This window comes from Cupriavidus sp. 05L310, from assembly GCF_056398185.1.
Genome location: NZ_JBFTOX010000045.1, coordinates 29,706 through 52,450 on the forward strand (window position 1 = coordinate 29,706; position 22,745 = coordinate 52,450).

General features: G+C 66.4%; 20 protein-coding genes. 5 read left to right on the forward strand and 15 right to left on the reverse strand.

What is annotated here, in order from left to right:
- Positions 1 to 4: 4 nt before the first annotated feature.
- Complete coding sequence (locus tag AC1DS6_RS28520) at positions 5 to 826, reverse strand: alpha/beta fold hydrolase (protein WP_441630469.1); 822 nt, start codon at positions 824 to 826, stop codon at positions 5 to 7.
- A gap of 231 nt (positions 827 to 1,057) precedes the next feature.
- The gene (locus AC1DS6_RS28525) at positions 1,058 to 1,744 is read right to left on the reverse strand and encodes a hydrolase (RefSeq protein WP_441630389.1); all 687 of its coding nucleotides are present in this window, start codon (positions 1,742 to 1,744) and stop codon (positions 1,058 to 1,060) included.
- Between the two features lie 462 nt (positions 1,745 to 2,206).
- Here AC1DS6_RS28525 and AC1DS6_RS28530 point away from each other — a divergent pair, with 462 nt between their 5' ends.
- Positions 2,207 to 2,866 (forward strand): response regulator transcription factor, encoded by a 660-nt coding sequence (locus AC1DS6_RS28530; protein ID WP_441630391.1) that lies wholly within the window; start codon positions 2,207 to 2,209, stop codon positions 2,864 to 2,866.
- On the opposite strand, the gene AC1DS6_RS28535 is transcribed toward AC1DS6_RS28530, so the two are convergent.
- From AC1DS6_RS28535 to AC1DS6_RS28570, 8 genes are all read right to left on the reverse strand, one after another.
- Positions 2,863 to 3,081 carry a hypothetical protein gene (locus AC1DS6_RS28535; protein WP_441630393.1) on the reverse strand — a complete coding sequence of 73 codons (219 nt, stop codon included), beginning with the start codon at positions 3,079 to 3,081 and terminating at the stop codon, positions 2,863 to 2,865. The two genes, AC1DS6_RS28530 and AC1DS6_RS28535, sit on opposite strands and share 4 nt — an antisense overlap.
- 116 nt (positions 3,082 to 3,197) lie before the next feature.
- Entirely contained in the window at positions 3,198 to 4,310 is a 1,113-nt protein-coding gene (locus AC1DS6_RS28540; RefSeq protein ID WP_441630395.1) for an alkene reductase, read from the reverse strand.
- A gap of 190 nt (positions 4,311 to 4,500) precedes the next feature.
- Positions 4,501 to 5,424: a LysR family transcriptional regulator gene (locus AC1DS6_RS28545; RefSeq protein ID WP_441630397.1), complete on the reverse strand. Its 924-nt coding sequence runs from the start codon at positions 5,422 to 5,424 to the stop codon at positions 4,501 to 4,503.
- Positions 5,425 to 5,470: 46 nt separating this feature from the next.
- On the reverse strand, positions 5,471 to 6,067 hold the full coding sequence (locus tag AC1DS6_RS28550; protein ID WP_045242397.1) for a TetR/AcrR family transcriptional regulator: 597 nt from the start codon (positions 6,065 to 6,067) through the stop codon (positions 5,471 to 5,473).
- A 206-nt stretch (positions 6,068 to 6,273) separates the two neighbouring features.
- A complete protein-coding gene (actP, locus tag AC1DS6_RS28555; RefSeq protein ID WP_441630399.1) occupies positions 6,274 to 7,914 on the reverse strand; it encodes a cation/acetate symporter ActP in 1,641 nt (546 codons plus the stop codon).
- Positions 7,911 to 8,273: a DUF485 domain-containing protein gene (locus AC1DS6_RS28560; protein WP_441630401.1), complete on the reverse strand. Its 363-nt coding sequence runs from the start codon at positions 8,271 to 8,273 to the stop codon at positions 7,911 to 7,913. Before AC1DS6_RS28560 ends, actP begins: the two co-directional genes overlap by 4 nt.
- 49 nt (positions 8,274 to 8,322) lie before the next feature.
- Positions 8,323 to 9,546: an FAD binding domain-containing protein gene (locus AC1DS6_RS28565; RefSeq protein WP_441630403.1), complete on the reverse strand. Its 1,224-nt coding sequence runs from the start codon at positions 9,544 to 9,546 to the stop codon at positions 8,323 to 8,325.
- 2 nt (positions 9,547 to 9,548) lie between these two features.
- Entirely contained in the window at positions 9,549 to 10,037 is a 489-nt protein-coding gene (locus AC1DS6_RS28570; RefSeq protein WP_441630405.1) for a VOC family protein, read from the reverse strand.
- Between the two features lie 1,039 nt (positions 10,038 to 11,076).
- Here AC1DS6_RS28570 and AC1DS6_RS28575 point away from each other — a divergent pair.
- Both AC1DS6_RS28575 and AC1DS6_RS28580 read left to right on the forward strand, forming a co-directional pair.
- Entirely contained in the window at positions 11,077 to 11,403 is a 327-nt protein-coding gene (locus AC1DS6_RS28575; RefSeq protein ID WP_035874195.1) for a hypothetical protein, read from the forward strand.
- A gap of 138 nt (positions 11,404 to 11,541) precedes the next feature.
- Entirely contained in the window at positions 11,542 to 13,431 is a 1,890-nt protein-coding gene (locus AC1DS6_RS28580; RefSeq protein ID WP_441630407.1) for an FAD-binding protein, read from the forward strand.
- 9 nt (positions 13,432 to 13,440) lie between these two features.
- Here the strand turns inward: AC1DS6_RS28580 and AC1DS6_RS28585 are convergent, their stop codons facing one another.
- From AC1DS6_RS28585 to AC1DS6_RS28605, 5 genes are all read right to left on the reverse strand, one after another.
- Positions 13,441 to 13,779: a c-type cytochrome biogenesis protein CcmI/CycH gene (locus AC1DS6_RS28585; protein ID WP_441630409.1), complete on the reverse strand. Its 339-nt coding sequence runs from the start codon at positions 13,777 to 13,779 to the stop codon at positions 13,441 to 13,443.
- 45 nt (positions 13,780 to 13,824) lie between these two features.
- Positions 13,825 to 14,970: a porin gene (locus AC1DS6_RS28590; protein ID WP_441630411.1), complete on the reverse strand. Its 1,146-nt coding sequence runs from the start codon at positions 14,968 to 14,970 to the stop codon at positions 13,825 to 13,827.
- A 232-nt stretch (positions 14,971 to 15,202) separates the two neighbouring features.
- A complete protein-coding gene (locus AC1DS6_RS28595; RefSeq protein ID WP_441630413.1) occupies positions 15,203 to 16,171 on the reverse strand; it encodes a Bug family tripartite tricarboxylate transporter substrate binding protein in 969 nt (322 codons plus the stop codon).
- Between the two features lie 461 nt (positions 16,172 to 16,632).
- The gene (locus tag AC1DS6_RS28600; RefSeq protein WP_441630415.1) at positions 16,633 to 17,142 is read right to left on the reverse strand and encodes a PaaI family thioesterase; all 510 of its coding nucleotides are present in this window, start codon (positions 17,140 to 17,142) and stop codon (positions 16,633 to 16,635) included.
- Between the two features lie 46 nt (positions 17,143 to 17,188).
- Entirely contained in the window at positions 17,189 to 18,352 is a 1,164-nt protein-coding gene (locus AC1DS6_RS28605) for a CaiB/BaiF CoA transferase family protein (RefSeq protein ID WP_477103641.1), read from the reverse strand.
- A 261-nt stretch (positions 18,353 to 18,613) separates the two neighbouring features.
- Here AC1DS6_RS28605 and AC1DS6_RS28610 point away from each other — a divergent pair, with 261 nt between their 5' ends.
- Positions 18,614 to 21,391 carry a winged helix-turn-helix domain-containing protein gene (locus tag AC1DS6_RS28610; RefSeq protein ID WP_441630419.1) on the forward strand — a complete coding sequence of 926 codons (2,778 nt, stop codon included), beginning with the start codon at positions 18,614 to 18,616 and terminating at the stop codon, positions 21,389 to 21,391.
- 192 nt (positions 21,392 to 21,583) lie between these two features.
- On the forward strand, positions 21,584 to 22,723 hold the full coding sequence (locus AC1DS6_RS28615; protein WP_441630421.1) for an acyl-CoA dehydrogenase family protein: 1,140 nt from the start codon (positions 21,584 to 21,586) through the stop codon (positions 22,721 to 22,723).
- The last annotated feature ends 22 nt before the right edge of the window (positions 22,724 to 22,745 follow it).

Below are 22,745 nucleotides of genomic sequence, written 5' to 3' on the forward strand. Positions count from 1 at the left end.
CCGGTCAGGCGGACAGGAAGGCCAGCAGGTCGGCGTTGACCTGGTCGGCGTTGATCACGCACATGCCGTGCGACGCGCCCGGATAGATCTTCAGCGTGGCGTTCTTGACGAGCTTGGCGCTCAGCTTGGCCGAGTCGTCGATCGGCACGATCTGGTCGCCGTCGCCATGCAGGATCAGGGTCGGCACGTCGAACTTCTTCAGGTCCTCGGTGTAGTCGACTTCCGAGAACTCCTTGATGCACAGGTACTGGCCGAGGATGCCGCCGGTCATGCCCTGTGCCCAGAACGCGTCGATGGTGCCTTGCGAGACCTTGGCGCCGGGACGGTTGAAGCCGAAGAACGGCATCGCCAGGTCCTTGTAGAACTGCGAGCGGTTCTCCGTCACGCCCTTGCGGATGCCGTCGAACACGTCCATCGGCAGGCCGCCGGGGTTGGACGCGGACTTCACCATGACGGGGGGCACCGCGCCGATCAGCACCGCTTTGGACACGCGTTTGGTGCCGTGGCGGCCGATGTAGTGGGCCACCTCGCCACCGCCGGTGGAGTGGCCGACCAGCGCCGCGCCCTTGAGGTCCAGCGCTTCGATCAGCGCGGCCAGGTCGTCGGCGTAGGTATTCATGTCGTTGCCCTTGGCGGGCTGGCCGGAGCGGCCATGGCCACGGCGGTCGTGGGCAATCACGCGGAAGCCGTGCTGCACCAGGAACAGCATTTGCGCGTCCCAGGCGTCCGCATTGAGCGGCCACCCGTGCGAGAACACGACCGGGCGGCCCGCGCCCCAGTCTTTGTAATAGATCTGGGTGCCGTCCTTGGTGGTGATGGTGTCCATGCTGTGTGCTCCTGGCGTGTGGTGGGACGCGGCGTGGGCCTGCGGCTTGCCGGTGGCGACCGCGGCGGTGCTGCCCAGCGCCGCGACGGCGGCCGCGCCGACCGTACCCGCGCCGGATACCAGCAGTTTGCGCCGCGACGGGCTCCGGGCCGTGTCCTGCGTATTGGATTGCGCGCTCATGCGATGTCTGACCGAGGTGTATGGGTGGTTGGTCCGTGGCCTTGGCCGCGTTCAGCGGGCCGGCACCGGGGCGATGGATTCGTGCGGCGTGGCGGTGCGCTGCTCGGCCTTGTGCACCATGGTGTAGGCGTAGTCCACACCCATGCCGTAGGCGCCGGAGTGTTCCTTGACCAGCTTCATCACGGCGTCGTAGGTGTCGCGGTGGGCCCAGTCGCGCTGCCATTCGAGCAGCACCTGCTGCCAGGTCACCGGCACCACGCCGGCCTGCACCATGCGCTGCATGGCGTAGTCGTGCGCTTCCTTGCTGGTGCCGCCGGAGGCGTCGGCCACCATGTAGATCTCATAGTCGCCTTCGAGCATCGCGCACAGCGCGAAAGTGGTGTTGCAGACTTCGGTCCACAGGCCGGCGACGACGACCTTCTTGCGGCCGTTGGCGGCCAGCGCGTCGCGCACCTTCTGGTCGTCCCACGAGTTCATCGAGGTGCGTTCCAGCGTCTTCTGGTTGGGGAACACGTCCAGCAGCTCGGGGTAGGTGAAGCCCGAGAACGACTCGCTCTCCACGGTGGTGATGGTGGTGGGGATGTTGAAGATCTTGGCGGCCTTGGCCAGCCCAACGGCATTGTTCTTCATCGCCTGACGGTCCATCGACTGCACGCCGAAGGCCATCTGCGGCTGGTGGTCGATGAAGATCAGCTGGCTGTTTTGCGGGGTCAGCACTTCTAGCTTGGCGTTGGTCATGATTCTTTCCTGAGGTTGGGTTGTCGGGATCGTGCAGACATGACGCGGCACTGGCGGCAGACGGCCGATTCCCGGTGGGTTGCTGCGGCGCCCGATCGCGGCAGCGGCGCGACCGTGATGCGCGGGAGCGAGGCTGGATCTCTCTGCGCAAGCAACCCGAGCGAAGGCTAAACTTGCCCGGAGGAAATCACTATCGTCTGTTCGTATTAGTCGGCTGCCGTCGGGGTGTATGCCGGCAGGGCGGGCGCAGTAATCACAAGGCGCCTGATAGCTAACTTTATTGTGTCGACCACGGGTTAAAGAACAATAGACAACAATAGACAAAACCGGCGGCACAAATTGACAATACAAAGGCGAGACAGTGGCGTAGATTCCAGGCGGGGATGCCGCGCAGCCCCGGACAGCAACCGGCATGGCCGAGCGCCTGCCGGTCTTTTTTGACGCTGAATGGAGAAGCAGATCGTGACATCCCAAAGCCTGGAGCCCGCCGAGCCGAGCGCTCGGGACGACGCATTGGTGCTGGTCGTCGACGACGATGCCATGCTGCGCGGCGCGCTCGGCAATCTGTTCCGCTCGGTCGGCATGAATGTTGCATTGTTCGGCTCGGCCGCGGAGTTGCTCGAGTACCAGATGCCGGACGTGCCCTGCTGCCTGGTTCTCGATGTCAGGCTGCGCGGCCCGAGCGGACTGGACCTGCAGGCGCGCCTGGCGCAGCTGGGTATCCACGTGCCGATCATCTTCATGACCGGCTACGGCGATATCGCGATGACCGTGGCCGCGATGAAGGCCGGCGCCGAAGACTTCATGGCCAAGCCGTTCCGCGACCAGGACCTGCTCGACGCGGTATCGGTGGCGCTGGAGAAAGACCGGCGGCGGCGCGAGGGCATGCGCCGGCTCCAGATGCTGCGCGCCAGCTTCCAGACCCTGACGCCGCGCGAGTCGGAAGTCATGGCATTGGCGGTCTCCGGGCTGATGAACAAGCAGATTGCCGGCGAGATTGGCATCAGCGAGGTCACGGTGAAGATCCACCGCGGACAGGCGATGCGCAAGATGAAGGCGCGCACCTTTGCCGATCTGGTACTGATGGCGCAGAAATTGGGCGTGTGCCACGCCGAAGGCTAGGCCGGGCGCACCCGATGGCGGCAAGCCGGCGTGAAGAAAAGCCGGCCGGCCCCGGGGATGCTGGAGGCGCGGCCCGGCAAGGAGGAGACGCTGTACGGCAGGGCGGGGCCAGCCCCCGCCACACCCGCTGCCCGCTGCCCGCCGCCCGGATGCTCCAGTACCGCGAAGCGTCCCTGCTGGCGCCGTGCCTTGTCAACATCATAGGTGTGCCGCATTGCCTATGCCGCTGTCCATCAGGACGGGTCGGCTAGCGTATGCGTTTAGGGAAATCAGACCTTGGTATGACTGACCACAATCGGGCCTGCGGCCCAAGCCCCCGCACGCCCCGCGCTCACGCCGCGGCCGGATAGTCGATGTAGCCACCGGCGCCGCCGCCGAAGAAGGACGAGGCATCGGGCGCGTTCAGCGGCAGGCCGCCGCGCAGCCGGACAGGCAGGTCGGGATTGGCGATGAACGGGCGGCCAAAGGCGATGATGTCGGCGCGGCCGCTGGCGAGCGCATGCTCTGCGCTGTCGCGCCCGTAGCCGCCCGCCAGCATCAGCACACCGTGGTAGGCCCCACGCAACTGCTGGATGATTGCGTCCCAGCGGGGATCGGCGTGCTCTTCCCTGACCGTGCCGACCATGGCCGGCTCGACCAGGTGCAGATAGGCCAGGCCACGGGTATCGAGCTGGCGCACGATATAGCCGAAGGTCTCTTCGGGCGACACATCGCCCATGCCCATGAAGCGTCCCATGGGCGTCAGCCGCACGGCAACGCGCGCGGGCCCCACCTCCGCCGCGATCGCGTCCACCACCTCCAGCAGCAGCCGTGCCCGGTTCTCGATGCTGCCGCCGTAGGCGTCATCGCGCTGGTTGCTGCTGGAATTGATGAACTGGTCGAGCAGGTAGCCGTTGCCGGCGTGGATCTCCACGCCGTCCATGCCCGCGGCCATGGCGTTGCGGGCGGCGCGCCGGTAGTCGGACACGATGTCGCGGATGCCATCGAGGGTCAGCGCCTGGGGCACCGGCACGTCGCCCCAGGCGCCGTTGCCCTGCGCGTCGATGATGTAGGTCTTGCCCGGGACGGGCAGGGCGCTGGGTGCCACGGGCAGCGCGCCGCCGGGCTGGAACACCGGGTGCGAAACGCGGCCGACGTGCCACAGTTGCATGAAGATGATGCCGCCCTGGTCGTGCACGGCGTCGCTGACGGCCTGCCATCCCTGGATCTGCGCCTCGCTATGGATGCCCGGCGTCCAGGCGTAGCCCTGGCCCTGCTGCGAGATCTGCGTGGCTTCGGTGACGATCAGCGCCGCGCCGGCACGCTGCCGGTAGTACTCGACGTTCATGGCGGTGGGCACGTTGCCGGGCTGGCCGGCGCGCGAGCGCGTCAGCGGCGCCATGGCAACACGATGCGGCAGGGTATGGTTGCCGAGGCGAATGGGGGTGAAGAGATGGTGGGTCACGGTGGTTCTCCGTCAGGTGCGATGGGGGGCGGCGGCTGCAGGCTCGCCTTTGCGCCGCGCTGCCCGTCTCGAAAAGAGATGACCTGAAGGTTAGGCGCCAACCCGTCGGCGGAGAATCGGGCCGCCGCGCAACGTTGCGTTGCGCTGGAAGCAAGGGGCAAGGGGCGGGGAAGGGGAAAGGGAAGGGGGGTCAGCCGCCCGCTTCTTTCCCGCCGGTCGGGCCGGGAATCCGCGAGAGAAAGTCGAGGAAGGCGGCGATGCGCCGCGAGCCGCGCTGGTTGGGCAGGTAGAGCGCGGAGATGGCCGAGCTGGCGCGGTTGGGGTTGACGGTCCAGTCGTCCAGGATGGCGGTCAGGCGCCCGCCCTGTATATCCTCGTCGACCAGCCAGTCGGGCAGCAGGGCGATGCCGCCGTCGGCCAGCGCCAGTTCGCGCAGCACTTCGGCGTTGTTGCTCCTGAAGGTGCCCGGAACGGGCACCTGGACTTCCTCGGCGCCGCGCAGGAAGGTCCACATCTGCTGGCCCGCGCCGTAGCTGAAGCGCAGGCACGCGTGCCCGGCCAGCTCCGCCGGCGCGGCGGGGATGCCGCGCTGCCGCAGATAGCCCGGACTTGCCACCACCCTGCGCCGGAACGTGCCGATCTGACGCGCCACCACCTCGTCGAGCGACGCGGCGCTGCCCAGGCGGATGGACAGATCAATGCGTTGGCCTAGCAGGTCGACGATCTCGTCGGTCAGCGTTACCTCCATCTCCAGTTTCGGATACTGCGCGAGCAGGCTGCCGAGGAACGGCGCGATGCAGCGGCGCCCGAACGCCACCGGCAGCGACACGCGAAGCTGGCCCACCGGCGTATCGCCGCGGTCGGCGATCAGCGCATCGGCTTCCGCCACCGCGTCGAGGATCTTGCGCGCCCGCTGGTAATAGGCTGCGCCAGCTTCGGACACCGTCACCTGCCGTGTCGACCGGTTCAGCAGCACGGTGCCCAGTTCCTGCTCCAGGCTGTCCATCATGCGGGTCACCGATGACGTGGCCAGGTTGACCCGGCGCGCGGCGGAGGAGAACCCCTTGGCGTCGACCGTCTCGACGAACAGCTTCAATGCCAGCAGCTTGTCCATGGGTAAGACTCCAGCGGAAAGGGGCGTCGGTTATCCTCGCAGGGACTTATTTGCCGGGCTTGTCGGGCGCGCGCAGGGAACGCATGACGGCAGGCGCGCCGTGGAGAAACATGTCCACCTTGCGGCGGATCACGGCGTCGATGTCCGAGGGTACCTTGAGGCCGTAGACCCATTTGCGCACGCCGAGATAGAAGATGGCTGCGTGCAGGCCCCATATCATCTCGACCTCGGCTTCCAGCTCCGCCGCGTTGCGCGGCTCCGGGATGCCGTACTCGGCACGCACCTCGGCCAGCACGGGCAGGAAGACCTTGCTGCGCAGCTTGTTGAGGTATTTGTTGTTGATGCCTTCGCGCGTGAGGCCGGCAAAGATGAAGACCCGGATCCATTCCTCGCGCAGGATCACGGATGCGTAGTCGAGGTAGAACGCATACAGCCGTTCGGTCAGCGGCGTGGCGCGGTCGGCGATCTGGCGTTCCCAGTCGGGCCGCCACTGGAACACTTCGCTGTAGACGCGATCGATCAGCGCCTCCTTGCTGGAGAAGTAGCGGTACAGCAAGGGCTGGGTGACGCCGATCTGCTTGGCGAGATCGCGCGTGCTGCCGGAGAAGCCGTTGCGCGTGAAGTGTTCGATGGCCTTCTGCACGATCTGCTGCTCCCGCTCTTCGGGGAGCAGCCGTTTTCCGGTCTTGGCCGGTGCATCGTTCTCGGTCGGCGTTGCGTCTCGTTTCATTCGTTCACCTGTGGCAGGCACGTCCCGTGCGGAGCGCTTGCGGCATTGTACCAATCGGGTGATAAATTGAGGCGCGGCCGGGCTGCCGGCAGTGCGGCCGGCAGCACAGGGCACGGGTGCTACCTCGGCTTGACCAGCCCGAGCTCGCAATCGACCAGCTGATTGTTGAAGGCGCCGCGTTCGCGCGCACCGCGCGCGGACCGGTCGGTGACCGAGAACACGTAGATGCCGGCAAAGGCCACCAGCATGGAGAACAGCGCCGGATACTCGTACGGGTAGATGGCACTCGCATGGCCGAGTACCTGCACCCACACGGTCGGGCTCAGCACCGTCAGCACCACCGCGGTCAGCAGCCCGAGCGAGCCGCCCGCCACGGCGCCCCGCGTGGTCAGCCCGCGCCAGTAGATCGACAGCAGCAGCACCGGGAAATTCGAGCTGGCGGCGATGGAAAAGGTCAGGCTGACGATAAAGGCGATGGTCTGCTTCTCGAACAGGATACCCAGCAGGATGGACAGTACGCCCAGTACGAGCGTGGTCATCCGGGAGACGCGCATCTCCTCCTTGTCGGTGGCGTTGCCCTGGCGCAGGACCTTGGCATAGAGATCGTGCGAGATGGCCGAGGAACCGGCCAGCGTCAGCCCCGCCACCACGGCCAGGATGGTCGAGAACGCCACCGCGCAGATGAAGCCGAGGAACAGGTTGCCGCCGACGGCATGGGCCAGGTGCACGGCCACCATGTTGACGCCGCCGATCACCGCGCCAGCGGGCGTGTGGTAGGCCGGATCGCTGGCCACCAGCGCGATGGTGCCAAAGCCGATGATGATGATCAGCGCGTAGCCGGTGCCGACGATGCCGGTGGCATAGAGAATGCTCTTGCGTGCCGCCTTGACGTCGCCGACGGTGAAGAAGCGCATCAGGATATGCGGCAGGCCGGCGGTGCCGAAGATCAGCGCCAGGCCGAGCGATACCGCCGAGACGGGATCGGAGACCAGGCCGCCCGGGCTCATGATGGCCGCGTGCTTGCCGTGGGCCTCGATGGCCTGCGCGAACAGCGCGTTCAGGCTGAAGCCGAAGCGGCTCATGACCATGAACGCCATGAAGGCAGCGCCGGCGAGCAGCAGCACCGCCTTGATGATCTGGATCCAGGTGGTGGCCAGCATGCCGCCGAAGAACACGTAGACCACCATCAGCACGCCGACCAGCACCACCGCCGCCGTGTAGCTGAAACCGAACAGCAGCTCCACCAGCTTGCCGGCCCCCACCATCTGCGACACCAGGTACAGCAGCACGATGACGATGGAACTGGACGCGGAGAACGCGCGGATGGGCCGCTGCTGCAGGCGGTAGGAGACCACGTCCGCCAGCGTGAAGCGGCCGAGGTTGCGCAGCGGCTCGGCGATCAGGAACAGGATGATCGGCCAGCTGGCGAGAAAGCCGATGGAATAGATCAGGCCGTCGTAGCCGCTGGTGAAGACCAGCGCGGAGATGCCCAGCAGGGAGGCCGCCGACATGTAGTCGCCGGCGATGGCCCAGCCGTTCTGCAGGGCGGTGATCTTGCCGCCGGCGGCGTAGTGGTCGGCCACGCTGTGGTTGCTCCTGGCGGCCCAGCGCGTGACCAGGAGCGTGGCGGCGACGAACACCAGGAACATGGCGATGGCGATGACGTTCATGCCCTGGCCCACCGGACCCGGCGCCGCGAACGCGGGCAGGGCGGCAAGCAGCAGGGCTGCGGCAGTGGCGGAAATGGCGGTTTGCTTCATTTTGCTGCCCCTTGCTTGAGGTCGCTGATCCGCTGGTCGTACACGGTGTTGGTGCGATGCACGTACACCGCCACCAGCAGGAAGGTCACCGCGAACATGCCGAAGCCCACGGGAATGCCCACGCTCATGGGCTGGCCCAGGGTCAGTTGGCGGCCCAGCAGCGCGGGCCGGAAGGCGAGCGTGAGGATGTAGCCGAAGTACACCGCCAGCATGGTGGCGGTCAGGGCCCACGCGAACCTGCGCCGCGCGCGCACCAGGGACTGGAATGCCGGATTGGCGAGCAGGGGATTCGGTGGGGCCGCGGCGGGCGTGGCGCTTTCGCGGGCGGCTGCGGCAAAGGTGGGGGCGGTGTGATCCAAGGTTGTCTCCGTTTGGGGGCGGTTGGTTTGGCGTGGGGCGGCGGCGCGCTCAGAAGCGCGTCGACACCGCCGTCTCGCGCATCACGGCTTCCGGCGTGCGATAGCGCTCGGCCATCTGGCGGTCGGTCTCGTTCTTGAGCTGCGCCTGCATATAGGCGCCGAGGTGGCGCGCGTGCCGGACGATGGCCGCACCCACCTGCACGCGCTCGGCGCTGTAGCTCTCCAGTGCGGCACTGACGCTGTCATGCGCTTGCAGCGCGTTGACCAGCGACATGGCGTCGCCCGCGGCCTTGGTCACGCCCATGCCGCAGTGCGGGCGCGCCACGAAGGCGGCGTCGCCGAGCAGCGCCACGCGGCCGAACGCCATGCGCGGCACCTCGAGGTCGAAGATGGGCTGGAACAACGGCTGCGCGGCCTTGGCCACCACCTCGCCGAACTGGGGTGCCAGGTTGGCCAGCGCGGCTTCCTCCATGCTCGCCAGCACGTCCGGCCGGATCAGCGCCGGCGGGATGCCGCCGGACCAGCGCTTGCCGCTGGCGTCGGTCAGCAGGTTGGGCAGGTCCATGTCTTCGCTGGTGGCGCGGTACCACACGAAGTTGTAGCGGCGCTCGCCAACCCGGGTGCTGTTGCCCTGGCCCGCCACCGGGTAGCCGAGGATCTGCTCGCGCGGCGGCAGGCAGAAGGCGAACTTCTCGAACAGCATGTCGCGCGTGGCTTCGCTCAGGCTCGTTTCGTCCACCAGGCCGCGCCACGCGATGTAGCCGGCGTACTGGAGCCGGGCCTCGGGCAACAGGCACTCGCGCAACGCGGAGCGGAAGCCGTCCGCGGCGACCACAAGATCGGCGTGATGGATCGAGCCGTCGTCCAGCATCACCACGGCGCGGCCGGGCTCGCTGCGCACCGACACCACATTGGCGCCCGTGCGGTAGGTGCCTCCGGTGAAGGCGGAGCGCAGCACGTGGTACATCTTGCCCCATGCTGTCAGCGTTTGCGGCAGCTCCCGCTGGGCCAGGACGCTGCCGTCCTGGCCCAGCGTCAGCCGGGACTTCACCTGCACGCCGATGGCGTCGTCCACCTCGACCCCGGCGGCGGCCAGGGCCTCGAACAATTCCGGATGCGTGACGATGCCCGCGCCGCGCCCGGCAAGGGCTTCGGGAACGCGCTCGCATACCTCCACTTCCCACCCGCCGCGGGCGAGCAGGTTGGCCGCGAACAGCCCGCCCAGCGAGCCGCCCACGATGATGGCCTTTGGCCGTGTCGATAGGGCTGTCATGGTCAGTCTCCTGCCACTGCGGGGAGGGGCGCGCGTGCGCCGTCGCCCGGGATTTCAAGGCCCGCCACCTCGGCGGCGGGGTAGTTCAGTTCAATGGTGACGCCGGAAGGGTCCTCGATGAACACCTGGTGCAGGCCCAGGCTGGGGACGGTGCGGTCGCGCCACGGGATGCCCTCGGCTTCCAGCCTTGCCCACATCTGCGCCACGCCGGTGGCCAGGAAGGCGATGTGGTCGAGGGTGCCGGTACCCGCCGCCGCAAGGGCGCGGTCGCCGAGGTAGGCGGACAGCCCGCCGGGGTTGTCCGGGGCGACGCCGATGATGTGGACGGTGCCGAAGTCACCTTCGTCACCGCCCATGTACAGCCATGCGCCGGGGAAATCGAAAGGCGGGCGATAGCCTTGCCTGAAGCCGAGAATGCGTTCGTAGAAGGCGCAGGATGTCTCGAGGTCCGTGGTGCGGATCGAGAAGTGCGCGAGTTTGCGGATTGCCATGGTTGCCTCTGCTATTGATCGACCGATTAGTGATCGGTTGATAAATTGTAGGGCGACTGAGTAAAACGGCCAAGGGTGGGCAGGGGGGTACTTACCCTGATCGGCGGGTCGCGCGCCGGGTGGGCCACTTCGCTGAGGCACGGGCCTGTGCCTCAGTGAAGTGAGATCCCCTTGATGCGGTTGCCCATGTGGGCAACGGCAGCGCCGGATGCAATGCGCAGATCAATGCTTGGTAGCAGCACACTTGCACCTCACGCAAGTAAGACTTAAGCATCTTCTACTTCCGAATTGATCCACAGGCACTAGCATTCCAAGACGCGGCGAGATGGGAACCATGATGCTAGCCCGGGACACGGCGGCGGCGCCCACAGAAACCACTAGTGAGGCGCACCTGAAGGGCTTCGTGCGCGCTTGCGCGGTGCTTACCGGGTTCGAACCTATCAAACTTCATGGAATCTCTCTCGTGCAACATCATCTCGACTTCGTATGCCTGATCACTGGAACTGCTGCAGTGGACGAACTCATCAGGCGGATCACCCGATTTCCCAATGAGGGACCGCACCAGGGTCGCACCACGGCCCGGTCTGGCGTGCGATCCACACCCATCCTCCGGCGCTAAGCAGCAGGGCTACGGTGCGCGGGCCGAACCACCGGCCGCAACGATCGCGCTGATTCGCCGCACTCGATAGTCGTCACCTCATTTGCCGGAAGGCAGATTTCCGCAATCTCGCCCAGGTTTCTGTGGGAGGCAACATGCGCCCAATGCCGGACCCCGACGTCTGATTCCCTGTTCATGGCGGTATCTCTGTTCAAGATATGCCGTCATGAATAGGGAAGACTAATGTCAATTATTCACGGAACCCTATCCTGTCAATTCAACAATAATTCGACTCCCTATCTGGAGAGATTTAACAATTTCATAGTTCCTGAATGAAAAAGGAGAAAATTATGTCAGGTTAGACGTAAAGAACATCGACGCCACGCAGCGGCATCCTGATCGTTTTTCGCTTAACACTTTTTCCGTAGCAGGAGACACACCATGAGACCGGTCCAGAAGATCACCGTCAACAACAAAGGCGGGTACGTGTTCAATTTTTCCGTCCAATGGCTTGGTAGCGACGGCAAGTGGAATACCACCGAGTGGAACAGCGGAAATTATCCCGTGGCGCAGTCCAGGACATCTCCCCCGCTCGACACAATCGGTGTCCCGGCCGATGCGCTGGCTGTGACGCCATACGGGCACGCGGTGGCCGGGACTTCCGGTCAGGGAACACCGTTTGTTGGTTTCGCGCCGAACAATCAGATCGCAACATATGATGCAGTCGGGACGACTTACATTGGCTTTGCAATCAATCTGATTGAGTAGGCAGCAAACTCTCCTCTGTGAGGCCCGGCATCAGCGTTCCTGCGATCCGTCATCGGGGGGAGGCCGGCGCCGGGCCTCACCTTGCCCGATCGTCCAGTTTTCATATAACAGCCTGATGGATCGCCGGAGGGAATTACCATGAGACAAGTCAATAAAATTGGTTGCCTTAACAATGGCATCTTCAAGATGAACTTTTCGATTCAATGGTTCGATTCGAAGGGGAGTTGGCATACCTCCGACTGGAATAGTGGCAACTTCGACAACGGCCTGTACAAGGTGAGTCCTCCACTTTCGTCGATCGGGATCCCGGCAGACGCGATTGGGGTGGCGCCCTACGTTTCCGCGGTTCTGGGAGCAAGTAACCGGGGGACGCCCCTGGTGCAGCCGGCGAGTAACGGCAGGCTGGCCGCGTATGAGGTCACGGGGACGACACTGGACTTCCGTGTTCTGCCACTGCCGTGGAGGAACTGGGCGCAGAACATCGTTCATACGATGACGATCGATGGCGAATACTACTTCTCTCCGACGAGCCGCGCAGAACTCCAGGGCATCGTGCGCCAGGCAGTGCAGGCTGGCGCGACGGTTCGTGTTTCCGGCCAGCGGCATGCGCAGCCGCCGCTGGTCGCCGAGGACAATCGCCTCGCCCCCGCTCCCGACCAGTGGCTCATCGACCTTTCCTGCTATAAGGACCTCGGTCCCGGCGGCGACCAGTCGATCGTGCTGCATCAAGCGGAAGGCACGGTCACGGTGAATACCGGCGTCCGCGAAGATGAACTGGATGCGTTCCTGACCGCCAACGACATGATGCTCAAGACCGTTACCGCGGGCGGCTTCTTCAGCCTTGGCGGGATGACGGCGGTCGATGTGCATGGGGCGACAATCAACGCGCCGATCTTCGCGGAAACGGCCTCGGCGTTCAGCATTATGGGCCCGGATGGCCAGGTGAAGACCATCGACACACAGACTCCGGCGGAGGGTGGCTGGTCGCCCTTACAGTTCGCGCGCGTCTCTCTCGGTGTGCTGGGGGTCGTCACCTCCGTCACCGTCGATGTATTGCCACGCCCGTGGGCCACGACCTTGAGCCCAGGCAAGAACAGCCGGATTACGTGTATGGATGAGACGGCGTTCGTCGCCCAGTTCAAGACGCTGCTCGCGGGCCATGACCGCGTTGAGTCCTTCCTCAACCCGTACAACAGCAACTTTCTCGTCTTGTGGTGGGACGTGGTCGCGTCGCCGTCGACGAAGATTCCGAACCTGAAGCCAAGTGTCCCGGATGCGTGCACCCTGGCGGGAGAGGATGTCTTTGGCGCGCCCTACCTGATACCGCTGGAGCCCATCATCGAGCCTCCGCTCATCGCGGCGCAGTATGCTGGAATCACAACCGCTGCGAGCGCGATCATTGATGCCGGATACCTGACTGTCGAAACGCTCTTCGATCAGGCCACGGCTGTCTACTCTGACTTATGGCTGACGAAGGCCTCCCGCGTGATCTTCATGTCCTATTTCATCGAGCTTCCTGCGCTCGACGACGCGGGGCTAGGCAAGGCCTGGCAGGGCCTTGATGCGGTGATGGCTCGTATCAGGAGTTCCACCGATTTCCTGGTGGTTGCACCGATGGAATTCCGCTTCGTCCGCGGCGGCAACACCGCATTGGCCGGGACATACACGGACACCCCCAATGCAACCTTCGTCAATCTGGACCTTATCGGGTACGTGCCGGCCGTCGCAGGGTCCGAGTACCCCGACCGTCTGCTCCATTTCTTCGCGGACATCGAGCGAGCCTGGGTTGCGCTGGGAGGAATGCCGCATACCGGCAAGATGTTCGGCTTCTACGACCCGGGTCAACCTGCCGGGACCTTCTCGCCGCCATTCAACCCGGTTTTCCTGCAGGATCTCGCGAAGCGCCGCAGTGTTCGAACCAAGGCCTTCGACGCCTACCGGCGAACCTGCGATCCGAAGGGCAGTTTCCGCAGTAGTTTCGTGGCGGCGCTGCTGGGAGACACGAATTTGCCGGGCAAGCCAGGCTGAGCCAGCTACCTAGGGGGCCGTCCTATCGATCACGATCCGCACATCGCTGCTTCCCAAAGCAACCGGACCGACTTGCCCAAACAGGTCGCCGGCGTGCGGCATCGCGGTTCCGCCGGGAGAGATGCGCGCCTCTAACATGACCTCGGCATGCCCAGAGAGGCGGTTGGCCGGGGAAAGCGCCAGCGTATCGTCCAGCGTGAACGTGACTGGCAGGTCGCGCACCTGCCGCTTCAGTACGGCAAGCGGCATGCGCGGGCCCTGTACCGCACGGGCGAAGATGAAGACCGCGTCGCCGGGCGCCGGGGCCTTGCCGGCGAGCGTGCCCAGCGCAACCGTGCCGGTCACCACCGCGGGGCTCTCACGCCGCGTCAGCTCCGCAGTGCCAGGCTTACCTTAAAAGATGTGCCGCACGCCGACCGTGACGCCAACCATGCTCTTCTGCCCCGTCATCGTCGGATAGTTGAACGCGAAGGCAGTCGCCGCGCTATCGAAGCTCAACCCGCCGTTACGCGCGTACCCGGCGGACAGGTAGACGTCCGTGCGCTTGGTGAAGTTGTAGTCGGCGATAAAGCTGTACTGCTGCATGTTGGCGGGGTTGGTCTGCGGCGCGCCGACTGCCGCGCGCGCGGATTTCACGTCGGCGTAGTAGTAGGCGAGCGACAAGCCCAGGGCCGGCGTGGCCTGGTAGTTGACGCCAGCCCACCAGTAGTCGTCGCGCAGCAGCGTGCTGCCGTTGCTGAAGTCAGCCTTGTTCCAGCGATAGCCGCCCATGACCTTGAGCGGGCCTGTAGCGTAGCTCGCGGCGCCGGCAAACTTGCGTACCGTGCCGGGCTGCCCGGTGGTCACGGCCGGTCTCCATTCGTCATAGGCCAGCGACGCCCCGAATCCATTGCTCAGGTACTGCAGCGAGGCGCCAAAGGCGGTGTTGTCGCTGAAGTGTCCCGGCGTCTCGCCGGCGCCGCCGTTGGCCAGCGCCGTGCTGGCGTTCAGTACCGAGACGCCGGTGCCGAAGGAGTAATGCGCCACGGCCTGGAGCCCGCCGAACTGGCCGGTGTACTTGACCATATTGCTTTCGCGGTAGTTCAGGCCCATCCACCAGATGCCCGGTTCATAGGTGGCCGCAAACCGCAGCGGCGAGAAGTTGGCAAGGCCATCGAAGAAGCTGGTGTACTGGCGGCCCACCGTGATCTTGCCGTAAGCGCCGTTCTGCAACCCGACGAACGACTGGCGCCCGAACAGAACGCCCGACTGCAGGTTGCCGGTATCGGGCTGGAAGCCGCTCTCCAGCACGAACAGCGCCTGGTTGCCGCCGCCGAGATCTTCCACGCCGCGCAAGCCCCAGCGCGATGCGGAAAGTCCGCCGACGCTGGGTTGCGCGAAACGGTAGCCGCCGACGTTCGGTGTTGCCGGCGATGCAGCCACCCGATTGACGTACTCCACGGAAGCGTCGATCACGCCATAGAGGGTAACGCTCGATTGTGCCTGCGCTGCGCCGCTCACCGCGCACAACGCCGCCAGCGCGACCAATGTTCTTTTCATGCTATGTCTTCTCCTTGTGCTTGTTTTCAGAGTCACCGGGAACCAGCCTCCTCGTCGGATCCCGTGATGGCATTAGAGCGTGGCTCTCCTTTTTTCCGACCCACCCAAAAGGGAGTGAATCGCTGCGATGGTGGTTTTAATCCCGCAGAAAATCGGCGAGGCGGTCAGTACCTATTGACGAATGCGGAAGATGATTCCTCGCAACGCGGGCCAGCCGGCAGCCAGTCGGCGGTCAGTCAGCCTTGGCCCCGGTCGACTTGATCAGTCGCGCCATCACCGGCTCGAGCGTCTCGAAGTCGCGCTTGAATTCCGCCGAGGAACTGCCGACCGGCTCCAGCGCAAGCATCTGCAGCCGCTCTTTCATCGGCGCGGCGTTGACCGAAGCGCGTGCCTCCGTTTCCAGGCGGGCCAGTACCGGCGCGGGCGTGCCTGAGCGCGCCATCAGGCCAACCCAGCCGGGCGGGCTCAGTTCCTGGTCCTTCAGGCCGATCTCGGCGAGGGTCGGCACGTTCGGCAACGCCTTGACGCGCTGCTTGCCCACGATCGCCAGCGCGCGCAGGCGCCCGCTCTGGATATGCGGGCCCAGCGTGCTGACCGAGCCGATGGCCCACGAGATGTTGCCGCCGATCATGTCCTGCGCCATCGGCGCTTCGCCCTTGTAGGCGATATGGGCCATGTCGAGCCCCCGGGACTGGTTGAGGTAGGCGCCCAGCAGATGCGGGAAACTGCCGGTGCCATAGGAGCCATAGCTGACCTTGCCCTTGTTCTGCGCGGCCCAGTCGAAAAACTCCTGCATGTTCTTGACCGGGATCTTGCTATTGACCGCGAACACGACCTGGCCGATGCAGATCTCGGAGACAAAGGCCAGGTCGCGCCGCACGTCGTAAGAGACGTGCGAGTAGAGATACGGTGTGTTCATGATCGGCGCGGAATGCGTGATCAGCAGCGTGTAGCCATCCGGTGCGGCGCGCGTCACCGCCTGGACGGCCAGCATGCCCGCGGCGCCAGGCTTGTTGTCGACGATGATGGTCTGGTCCAGCCGCTTGCCCATATCGTCGGCCAGTGCGCGCGCGATGGTGTCCGTTGCGCCGCCGGGCGGTGCGGGTACGACGAACGTGATGGTGCGCGCGGGATAGCTTTGCGCGCCGCAAAGCGCGCTCCAGGCAAGAACGGCAACGGCAAAGAGAGTCTTCTTACGCATTTGGCATGACCTCGCGGTGAGTTGGGAGTGGTGCCCGCCTGGCAGGGGTCGGCGTGGTCACGCCGTGCTGGCCGGAAGGGCTGCTCAAGTGCGACGGTAGGGGATGCGCGAAGGGCTGTAACCAGCCATATTGGCGGGGCGGGATTTCACTATCCGGGTGAACCCGATGGGCGCCGCCGCGCGTTTCGGTAGCGCTCACGCACGACGCGACGGGCTGGGGCCGGAGGCAGTGTGTTTGAGGCCCGGAAAAAAAGAACTCCGGCCGCGAGGCCGGAGATCAAGACCCTGCCGGCATCGAGCGCCGTCAAGGTGGAGACACGGAAAGGGCCGTCCCGCCGCCCGGTTTGTGCTTCGTTGCGGGCCGGCGGCCAGACATGCGTGACCGCCGGCGACTCAGGCCAGCATACGTTGATCAGGATGCGCGCGCCTCCGCCAGCAGGGAGGGGCGCGGGAGATGGCGCTCAGGATGGCGCGTGCCCTCCCAGTGGCGAAACCCTTGCCGTCTGGTCCGGGCGGCCATCGCTGGTGCCCAGGTAGAACACGCCGGCGGCGTGCAGCGCCGTGCGGTCCCCGACCATGATCCGGCAGTTCACGTTGGCGACGCGCCGGCCTTGCTTGAGCATGTCCACATGCGCCTCCACCCAGTCGCCGGCATGTGCCGGGCCAAGATAGTCCACGCTGAGATGCAGCGTGCGGGGCTGCAGGGTGCCGAAGCGGCGCACCATGACGATCCCGAACGCACTGTCGGCCAGCATGGCCATGAAGCCCCCGTGCACGATGCCGATGGCGTTCAGGTGTTCGTCGGCGATGCGCACGCCCACCACCGGCCGCTCCGCGTGCAGGTAGAAATCGGCACAATGGCGCATGAAGCCCCTGGCGCCGGCAAGCGGCTCGAAGCCGGCCGGCACGCCGCGGTCTTGCGGATCCCGATGGGGCAGGATTGCCGCCACGGAAGATTGCGATTGAGACATGGAATTCACTCTATGGTCAGGGCGGCCCGGCGTCGCGGGGCCGTCATCACGCGTGGGGCAGGAAACCAAGGCCCAGTTCACGCAGGCGCGCCACCGACTGTGCGTCGAACCCCCAGTCGCGCAGCGCCGCGGCGCCGTGTTCGCCGCGTGCCGGCGCGGGCCCTGTGACTTCCGACGGCGTGCCGAGAAAGCGCGGCGCCGGCCCCGGCTGCACCACGCCGGCCACTTCGACAAAACTGCCGCGGGCGCGGTGCTGCGGATGATCGGGCGCTTCGGCGAAGCCCAGCACCGGCGCCACGCAGGCATCGCTGCCTTCGAAGATGGCGCACCACTCGTCGCGCGTGCGGGTCAGGAAGACCGCTTCGAAATGCTGGCGCAACACCGGCCAGCCGCTGCGGTCATGCTGCCTGGGCAGGTCTTTGCCGGCCAGGCCGAGTTTTTCGAGCAGTTCGGCATAGAAGCGCGATTCCACCGCGCCCACCGCCATGTAGTGGCCGTCGCTGGTGCGATAGCTGTCGTACCAGGGGGTGCCGCCGTCCAGCAGGTTGCTGGCGCGCTGCTCGCGCCAGTTGCCCGAAGCCAGCAGACCCCAGACCACGGCGCCAAGCTGCGCGGCGCCCTCGATCATGGCCGCGTCCACGACCTGGCCCTTGCCACCGCGCTGCACATTGAGCAGGGCGGCAACCACGCCCAGGGCGAGCAGCATGCCGCCGCCGCCATAGTCGCCCACCAGGTTCAGCGGCGGCACCGGCGCTTCGCCCGCGCGGCCGATGCCGGACAGCACGCCCGACAGGGCGATGTAGTTCAGGTCGTGGCCGGCGCGCTCGGCCATGGGCCCGGTCTGGCCCCAGCCGGTCATGCGCCCGTACACCAGCTTCGGGTTGCGGGCCAGCGCCACGTCCGGCCCCAGGCCAAGGCGCTCCATGGTGCCGGGCCGGAAGCCCTCGATCACCACGTCGGCGCGCTCGATCAGCTCCAGCGCGGCGTTGCGGGCCTCGGGCTGCTTGAGATCGAGCGTGACCGAGCGCCGGCCCCGGCCCGTGACGTCCACCCGCTTGCCGGTGGCGGACTTGGGGCCCAGGTCGGTGGGCGCCACCGGCCGGTCGATGCGCAGCACGTCCGCGCCCATGTCGGCCAGCAACATGGCCCCGAACGGGCCCGGCCCGATTGCCTCGAACTCCACTACGCGAATGCCGCTTAGTACACCCATTGCTGATCCTGTGAACGGTCTGGCCGGGCGCGGCGCGGCGTCCTGGCCGGTTTGGAAGGGGCCGGAGCGGGCAAATGCCGCCGGCGTCATGGGGCAAAGTAGAACAAATTGCGGCCATGCGCGGACCTACCCGCGTCGGGTAGGGGACCACGCCGGGCGCTCGGAGAGGCATATCCGGCCCCTATAATCCAGGCACCAGATCCCTTCGCGATAGCGCGCTGCCCCCCCACCCGGAAAGCAGTGCTTACAAGGCTTCCCAGCATGTCCGACTCCGGCGAGCAGCTGGCGGGAACGCGCGCTTCACCCGAGCGCCCGGTCCAGCCAATCACGCCCACCAAACTCACTCCGCCGCGCGGGGCGCGCCACCTGATGCCCCGCGAGGCCTTGATGGCGCGCCTGGTGGACGCGCGCCGCCAGCGCTGCGTGGTGATCCAGGGGCCGGCGGGCAGCGCCAAGACCAGCACCTTGCTCGCCTGGCGGCAGGCCCTGCTGACGCTGGACTTCGATGTGGCCTGGCTCTCGCTGGCGCCCGAAGACAACGACCTGACCAGCTTCTTCCATGGACTGCTGGCGAGCCTCGCCGCGGTGGACGCGGCGATGGTGCGCGAAGCAGAAATCCTGATGGGGCGCGACGGCGACGAGTCCGCGGCCGAGCACTGGGTGATCACGCTGGTGCGCGGCATCGCAAGCCGCCGGCGGGAACTGGTGCTGATGCTGGACGACGTCCACCTCCTGGACGATCCACGGATATTCCAGGCGCTGCGCTGGCTGCTCGACTACGCGCCGCCCCACCTGCACGTGGCCCTGGCCTCGCGCAATGCGTTGCCGCTCTCGCTGGCGCGCCTGCGCAACCAGGGCCTGGCGACCGAATTCGACCTGCGCGACCTGCGTTTCACGGCCGAGGAGTCCGAGCGTTTCCTGCGCGAACAGCTTGGCAGTATCGACAGGCGCGACGCGCAGGTGCTGCACGAGCTGACCGATGGCTGGGCTGCGGGCCTCCAGCTGTTCGCGATCGATGTCAAAGGCAAGCAGGGGGCAGGCTTTGCGCGGGTGCAGGTGCGCGACGCCCAGGCGTTTGCCAGCTATTTCGAACGCGAGGTGCTGGTGCGCCTGGCCGGCGGCGATCTGCACCTGCTGACGCGCATGGCCGTCTGCAACCGCTTTTGCGCGTCCTTGTGCGCCACGCTGCTGGGGCGCCCGGATGCCGCCGGCGAGATCGCGGCCAGGCTGGCCCGGCTTGACGCGGATGACCTCTTCATCACGCAGATCGGTGGCGGCCAGGACGGTGAAACCTGGTACCGCCTGCATCCGCTGCTGCGCGAAGTCCTGCTGGCCCGGCTGGCGGAGTTGCCGCCGGCGGAGCAGCACGCGCTGCACGCGGCGGCCTGGCACTGGTTCGGCGCGCGGGGGCACATCGACGAAGCGGTGCGCCATGCGGTCCGGGCGGGCGACGCGGCCGCGGCGGCGGACCTGGTGGAAACCTGTGCGCACGACCTGCTGGCGCGCGGGGAACTCAGCCAGCTCGCGGGGCTGGTGCGGCAGCTGCCGCCGGAACAGGTCACGGCGCGCTTCGACCTGCATCTGGTGCTGGCCCACTTGCAGATGTATGCCGGCGAGATCGATGCGCTGACGCAGAGCATCGAGCAGATGGCGTCGCAGCACGAACGGCTCGGCCCCAGGCAGCGCTATGCGCTGGCACTGCTGCGCGGCGGGCTGGCGCTGCAGCGCGACGACACCGACTTGGTGGTGGCCTTGCTGCCGGAACTGCAGCGCGTGCCGTCCGACGCCGACGATTTCACCTACGCGGGGCGCGGCAATGTGCTGTCGTGGATGTTTATCCACCGCGGCGAGTACAAGCAGGCGCGCAAGGTGCTGGAGGAGGGCGCGTTGCATGGAGGCGCGCCGCGCGGCGTCCTGCTGGGACGCTGCATGGGCGGCATGACCCATGCGGCCGAGGGACAGTTCCTGCTGGCCGAGCGCATCTTCTGCGACGTGCTGGCGCAGGCCGAGCAGCAGGGCCCGGCCTACATCGGCATTGCCTGCATGGCCGCGGCGCTGCTTGGCGAGGCGCTCTACGAACTCAACGATGTCGATGCCGCGCGCGAGTTGCTGGAAAAGCGGATCGACGTGCTGGAGCGCGTCTCGATCCCGGATACCGTGCTGCGCGGCCTGATGGTGCTGGCCAACGCGCACTGGCAGGGCGGGCGCCGGCTGGAGGCGCGGGCCAGCCTGGAGCGTCTGGAAGACTATGCGGCGCGCCATCGTGTCGACCGCCTGCTGGCGAACGCGCTTTGCCTGCGCTCGCGCTGGTTGCTGGAAGAGGGGGAGATCGACGAGGCGGACGCCAGCCTGTTGCGCCTGGAAGCGCTCGCTGCCCGCTATGCGGGCGCGGCCCGCAGCACCGCCTGGGAGATCAGCGTCTGCGCGCAGATGGCGCGTATCGGCATGTGCCTGCACCGCAATGATTTCGACGGCGCCATGGCGCGGCTCACGCCGCTCAACGCGCTCTCCGAAGCCGGCGGACGCTGGTGCCGGGTGGCCAGCCTGCGGCTGCAGATGGCGTTTGCCGAACAAGGCCGCCGCAATCCCGAAGGCGCCCGCGGGCACCTCGTCGAAGCGCTGCGCCTGGGGCATCGGCTCGGGCTGATGCGCAGCCTGCTGGATGTATCGCCGCGCTTGCGTGACAGGCTCGAAGGCTTGCCGGCGGAGCAGGGGTTCGACCCGGTGCTTGGCTTCTACGCGCAGCGGCTGATGGCGGCGACGGCACCGGCCGGGCAGGAGGCGGCGCCGTCCGTGTCCCTTCCGGCTCACCCGGTGACCGATACGCTCAGCGAACGCGAGAACGAAGTGCTAGGCCTGCTTGCGCAGGCGCTGCCCAACAAGAAGATCGCACGGGTGCTCGGCGTTTCGCTGGACACCGTCAAGTGGCACCTGAAGAACATCTACGGCAAGCTCGACGTGTCGGGCCGCGACGAAGCGGTTGCCCGCATGCGCGACTACAAGACCGCGCAACCGCAGCACGCCCACCCCACCCGCTAGGGCACCGGCCGCGCAGGCCACCCTCGCCACCTTCGCCCGTACCTACCCCTACCCCTACCCCTACCCCTACTCCACCGGGGTAGGTACTTTTCCCCGCCCGGCAACCAGAATACTTCCATCAAGGCAGCGATCCCCGGTCCGGACTCACCGCGACAGACGCTGGCCTCGCAACCGACCAATGAGGAGCTTCTGGTGGAAATCAAGCGCACCGTCTATCGCGACGACCATGAAATGCTGCGGGAAACCGCGCGCCGGTTCTTCGAGCGCGAATGCCTGCCGCGCCAGGCACAGTGGGACAAGGACGGCCTGGTCGACCGCGAGACCTGGCTCAAGGCCGGCCGCGACGGCCTGCTGTGCGTGACCGTCCCCGAGGAATACGGCGGCGGCGGCGGCGATTTCGGCCACTCGGCGGTGCTGGCCGAGGAGTACCACCGTTCCGGGATATCCGGCCCGAGCTTTTCGGTGCACTCGGACATTACCGCGCCGTACATCGTGCGCCTGGGCACCGAGGAGCAGAAGCGCGAATGGCTGCCGCCGATCTGCCGCGGCGAAAAGATCCTGGCGATTGCCATGACCGAGCCCGGCACCGGCTCCGACCTGAAGTCGATCCGCACCACCGCCGTACGCGACGGCGACGACTTCGTCATCAACGGCAGCAAGACCTTTATCTCCAACGGCCTGAATGCCGACATGGTCGTGGTGGTCTGCAAGACCGACCCCAAGGCCGGCGCCAAGGGCGTGAGCCTGATCATGGTGGAAGCGGACCGCGAGGGCTTCCGCCGCGGCCGCAAGCTGGAGAAAGTGGGCCAGCGCGCCGCCGATACCGCCGAGCTGTTCTTCGACAACGTGCGCGTGCCTGCCGGCAACCTGATCGGCAATGAGAACGGCGGCTTCATCCACCTGATGGAAGAACTGCCCCAGGAGCGCCTGATCATCGCCGTGTACTGCGCGGCAAGACTGGAGCGCCAGCTCGAACTGACCGTGCAATACGTCAAGGACCGCCGCGCCTTCAACCAGACCGTGTGGGACTTCCAGAACACCAAGTTCAAGCTCGCCGACGTCAAGGCCCAGGCCGTGGCCGTGCGCACCATGGTGGACTACTACATCGCCCAGCACATGGAGCGCAAGCTCACGCTGCAGGAGGCGGCCATCGCCAAGCTTTTCGCCACCGAGACCATGTGGAAGTGCATCGACGAGATGGTGCAACTGCACGGCGGCTACGGCTACATGCTGGAGTACCCGATCGCGCGCGCCTTCGTCGACATGCGCGTGACCCGCATCTTCGGCGGCACCAGCGAAGTGCTGCGCGACCTGATCGCCCGCAAGCTTTAAGTCCTACCGTCATCCAGAGAAC